Source organism: Halorubrum sp., from assembly GCF_046498025.1.
In the GTDB taxonomy this organism is placed as follows: domain Archaea; phylum Halobacteriota; class Halobacteria; order Halobacteriales; family Haloferacaceae; genus Halorubrum.
This window is the reverse complement of sequence record NZ_JAWOBM010000009.1, coordinates 1-3,827: the sequence shown is the minus strand read 5'-3', so window position 1 is coordinate 3,827 and position 3,827 is coordinate 1. Positions and strand designations below refer to the sequence as shown.

Annotated in this window: 5 protein-coding genes; 4 read left to right on the top strand and 1 reads right to left on the bottom strand. The window is 70.3% G+C overall.

Annotation, left to right across the window (positions count from 1 at the left end):
• Nucleotides 1–220 precede the first annotated feature (220 nt).
• The 4 genes from R6U01_RS01425 to R6U01_RS01410 all read left to right on the top strand — a co-directional run bounded on the left by R6U01_RS01425 (nt 221) and on the right by R6U01_RS01410 (nt 3,431).
• Complete coding sequence (locus R6U01_RS01425; RefSeq protein WP_112077413.1) at nt 221–415, top strand: cold-shock protein; 195 nt, start codon at nt 221–223, stop codon at nt 413–415.
• 226 nt (nt 416–641) lie between these two features.
• Nucleotides 642–1,364 carry a TetR/AcrR family transcriptional regulator gene (locus tag R6U01_RS01420; RefSeq protein ID WP_410284676.1) on the top strand — a complete coding sequence of 241 codons (723 nt, stop codon included), beginning with the start codon at nt 642–644 and terminating at the stop codon, nt 1,362–1,364.
• Between the two features lie 54 nt (nt 1,365–1,418).
• On the top strand, nt 1,419–2,795 hold the full coding sequence (locus R6U01_RS01415; protein WP_410284675.1) for an MFS transporter: 1,377 nt from the start codon (nt 1,419–1,421) through the stop codon (nt 2,793–2,795).
• 159 nt (nt 2,796–2,954) lie between these two features.
• Nucleotides 2,955–3,431, top strand: a complete 477-nt coding sequence (locus R6U01_RS01410; RefSeq protein ID WP_410284674.1) for a 50S ribosomal protein L11 — start codon at nt 2,955–2,957, stop codon at nt 3,429–3,431.
• A gap of 43 nt (nt 3,432–3,474) precedes the next feature.
• Here the strand turns inward: R6U01_RS01410 and R6U01_RS01405 are convergent.
• A partial coding sequence (locus R6U01_RS01405; RefSeq protein WP_410284673.1) for a DUF4013 domain-containing protein occupies nt 3,475–3,827 on the bottom strand: 353 nt, incomplete at its 5' end.

The following is a 3,827-nucleotide window of genomic DNA, read 5'->3' as shown; positions in this document are numbered from 1 at the left end:
CCCACCTCCGGCCGATCGCTCCGACCGATCCGACCCCCACCTCCGGCCGACCGGCTGGTGACGGAGAATATCGGGATGGTGACCCGGAGGACCGTACTCCGCGACCGTGACTGGAGAGGGACGCCCGGAACGGGCCGTCCCTCACCCGTGTGGTACCCGTTGCCCCCCGCAGACCGCTCGCGGAAGCCTTTTATGTATACCTCCCGGGTGTACGGACGCAATGGCGAAAGGCGAAGTTGATTTCTTCAACGACACTGGCGGCTACGGTTTCATCGACACTGACGACGCGGACGAGGACGTGTTCTTCCACATGGAGGACGTCGGCGGCCCGGACCTCGAAGAGGGTCAGGAAGTCGAGTTCGACATCGAGGAGGCGGACAAGGGTCCGCGCGCCACGAACGTCACCCGTCTGTAAGGCTGACGACGTAGCACGGTTGTATCGGCTTTTCGACTGCTCTGCACGCGCGAGCGACGGCTCTCTCGTCCCGTCAGGTTCTCGTCCGGTCGGGTCGCGGTCGACCGCCGCATCCGCGTCGCGGGTCCGCACGTCGGCAGCGAGGTCAGCGTGGCGGGTCCGCACCCCGGCCGTCGCCACCCCCGACCGACAGGAATTTATCACTTGCTGACTGACCGGTCAGTCAATGAGCGATCAGCCGAGCGCGGCCGAGGAGATCATGGACGGGGTCTACCGCGCGCTCCGCGCCCACGGCTACGCCGACGTGACGATGCAGGACATCGCCGACGAGTGCTCGAAGAGCAAGTCGCTGCTCCACTACCACTACGACACCAAAGAGGACCTGCTCGTCGCGTTCCTCGACTACGTCATCACCGACTCCGAGGCGCGGGTCCGCGCGCACGCCGACGACCCGCCGGCCGAGCGGCTCGCCGGGTTCGTCGGCTGGTTCGTCTTCGAAGCCGACGCCGCCGACCGCGAGGCGTTCCACATCGCCCTCCTCGAACTCCGCACGCAGGGGCCGTTCAACGAGCGCATCCGCGAGCAGCTGGTCAGGAGCGACCGCCTGCTCCGCGGGACCGTCGCCGACATCCTCGAATCGGGGATCGAGGCGGGGGTCTTCCGCGAGGTCGACGTCTCGGAGACGGCGGCCCTCATCGTCGCCACCCTCGACGGCGCGCGGACCCGGCAGATCACCCTCACCGGCGGCGCGGACGGGACCGACGCCGGCTCCGAGGGCGATGCCGAGACCGGCGGGAGCACCGACGGACTCCCCGAACCCACGTACACGCGACTGGTCGCCGAGGCGACGCTCCGCCGCATCGTCGAGCCCCTGCTCGCCGAGGGCGTGGACCCGCCGTCGCTGGCGGACGGGATCGCCGCGATGACCCGCGACGACGAGACGGAATGACCGCATCCGAGTCGACGCGCGGGGCGACGCCGGCTTCCCGGCGGAGGCGCTGAGATGGGGTGGCTCGGCTTCGACCGCCCGCCGACAGTGCTGCTCGCGGTGATCGCCAGCACCTTCTTCGTCGGGTTCGGTGGCGGGGTCGTCTTTCCCATCCTTCCGAACCTCGGCGCCGTGCTCGGTATCTCGGCGTTCATGGTCGGCGTCATCCTCTCGGCGAACCGCTGGGTACGGCTCGTCGCGAACGCGCCGGCGGGCGCCCTCGTGGACAGGTACGGGACGCGAAAGCCGTTCGTGTACGGGCTCCTGATCGAGGGGATCGCGACCCTCGGATACGTCGTCGCGCTCGCGACCCCGCCGGCCGAGTCGCTCCGCCCGCTGGCGGCGGCGCTGCCGCGCTTCGCGGTCGGCCCGCTCGTCGTCGGTCCGGACTGGTGGTTCACGCCGCTCTCGATAGCCGTCGCGCCCGAGACGTGGTTCCTCCTCGCGCGGATCCTCTGGGGGGTGGGCTCCGCCGCGGTGTTCGCGACCGCGTACACCATCGCGGCCGACCTCTCGGACAGCGGCTCGCGCGGGACGAACATGGGCGTCGTCCGCGGCGGCATCACGATGGGGTTCCCGGCCGGGCTCGTGCTCGGCGGGGTCGTCTCCTCGCTGGCCGGCAACGCCGCCGCGTTCGTCGTCGCCGCCGCGTTCGCGCTCACCGCCAGCGTGGTCGGCTACCGGTACGTCCCCGAGACGCACGTCACGGGCGAGCGCTCGACGGACTCGATCAAGCCGTGGGACGTCGACACCGCCGTCCCGGCCGTGACGGTCGGGCTGGTCAACTTCGGGCTGCTGTTCGCGTACATCGGCGCCCTGTTCTCCACGCTCGTGTTGTTCCTCGGCGCCGAGGACATCTCGCTGTTCGGCCTCGACCCGCAGGGGACCTCGGGGCTGTTCATGGCCGGCACCGTCCTCTCCGCGGCCTTCTTCATGCTCCTCGGCGGACGGATCTCGGACACCCGCGAGTCGCGCACGCCGGTCCTGCTCACGTTCCTCGTCGTCTCGTTCGTCGGGTTCCTGCTGCTCGCCCGGTCGGGCTCGGTCCTCGACCTCGCGCTCGCCTGCGTCTTCATCGGCGCCGGGCAGGGCGGCACCAGCGGCCCCATGATGGCGCTGCTCGCCGACCTCACCCCGGAAGAGCGGATGGGGCGCGCCTCCGGGACGAACAACGTGTTCGGCGATATCGGCGGCGGGCTCGGCCCCATGGTGTCGCTGCCGCTGATCGACGCGGTCGGCTTCGCGCCGGTCTACGCGGCCTGCGCCGTCATGCCGCTCGCCGCCGGCGTCGCGCTGCTCGTCGGGGTCCGACGCGAGACCGGGACGTTCCTCCCCGGGCGCATCGCCGACGAGTCGGGGACGACCGACGATCCGGTCGGTGCGGAGTCGTAGTCGAGTCGCGCCCCCCTGACCCGCCCGTCGGTCCACGTCGGCGCGCTGCGAGCCTCGGACCGACCGTCATCCTGCGGCCGATATCGGGGGCATGCGAACCGCTGGCTCCCGCTGTTTGAAAGAACAACCGTTAAAAGTCGTCACCGGGTTCGTACGGATATGGCTGGAACTATCGAAGCGCTCGTCCCCGGCGGGCAGGCCAACCCCGGCCCGCCGCTCGGTCCCGAGCTCGGACCGACGCCGGTGGACGTACAGGACGTCGTGGCGCAGATCAACGACGAAACCGCCGCGTTCGACGGGATGGAAGTCCCCGTCACGGTCGAGTACGACGACGACGGCTCGTTCACGATCGAGGTCGGCGTCCCGCCGACGGCCGAACTGATCAAAGATGAGGCCGGCTTCGAGACGGGCTCCGGCGAGCCCCAGACGGACTTCGTCGCGGACATGTCGATCGAACAGGTGAAGAAGGTCGCCGAGCAGAAGTCGAGCGACCTGCTCTCGTACGACGTGAAAAACGCCGCCAAGGAGGTCGGCGGCACGTGCGCCTCCCTCGGCGTCACCATCGAGGGCGAGGACGCGCGGACGTTCGACGACCGCGTCGACGCCGGCGACTACGACGACGTCCTGGACGAGTAACGCGGCGTTCGCAGCTTTTCCGTATTCGTTTCTCGACGGCTGCTCAGACGGCGGGCCGCTCCGCGGGCTCGGCCTCAGTCGAGTCGGTCGCGACGGGGCGCACGTCGGCCCACGTCCAACCGATGATCGCGGCCGCGGCGACGAGCGCGTAGAACTGCACGAACAGCCCCGCGATCGTTCCGAGAACCGGGACGACCGAGAGCACGCCGATCGCGAGCGCGCCGGCGAGCGCGATCGCGGCGGCGGTGAGCCAGCCGGTCGCGTACGCCCGCTTCGTGACGACGGTCCAGAGCGTCCCGACCGCGAACCCGTCACCGATCCGACCGGAGTCGGCCACGGCGGCCAGCGCCGCGGGCGTCAGGTACAGCCCGACGAGCGAGACGGCGAGCGCGGCGA

Excerpts from the sequence above, each read along its gene's own strand:
- R6U01_RS01425 (WP_112077413.1), top strand. The coding sequence starts at position 221 with ATGGCGAAAGGCGAAGTTGATTTCTTCAACGACACTGGCGGCTACGGT.
- R6U01_RS01420 (WP_410284676.1), top strand. The coding sequence starts at position 642 with ATGAGCGATCAGCCGAGCGCGGCCGAGGAGATCATGGACGGGGTCTAC.
- R6U01_RS01415 (WP_410284675.1), top strand. The coding sequence starts at position 1,419 with ATGGGGTGGCTCGGCTTCGACCGCCCGCCGACAGTGCTGCTCGCGGTG.
- R6U01_RS01410 (WP_410284674.1), top strand. The coding sequence starts at position 2,955 with ATGGCTGGAACTATCGAAGCGCTCGTCCCCGGCGGGCAGGCCAACCCC.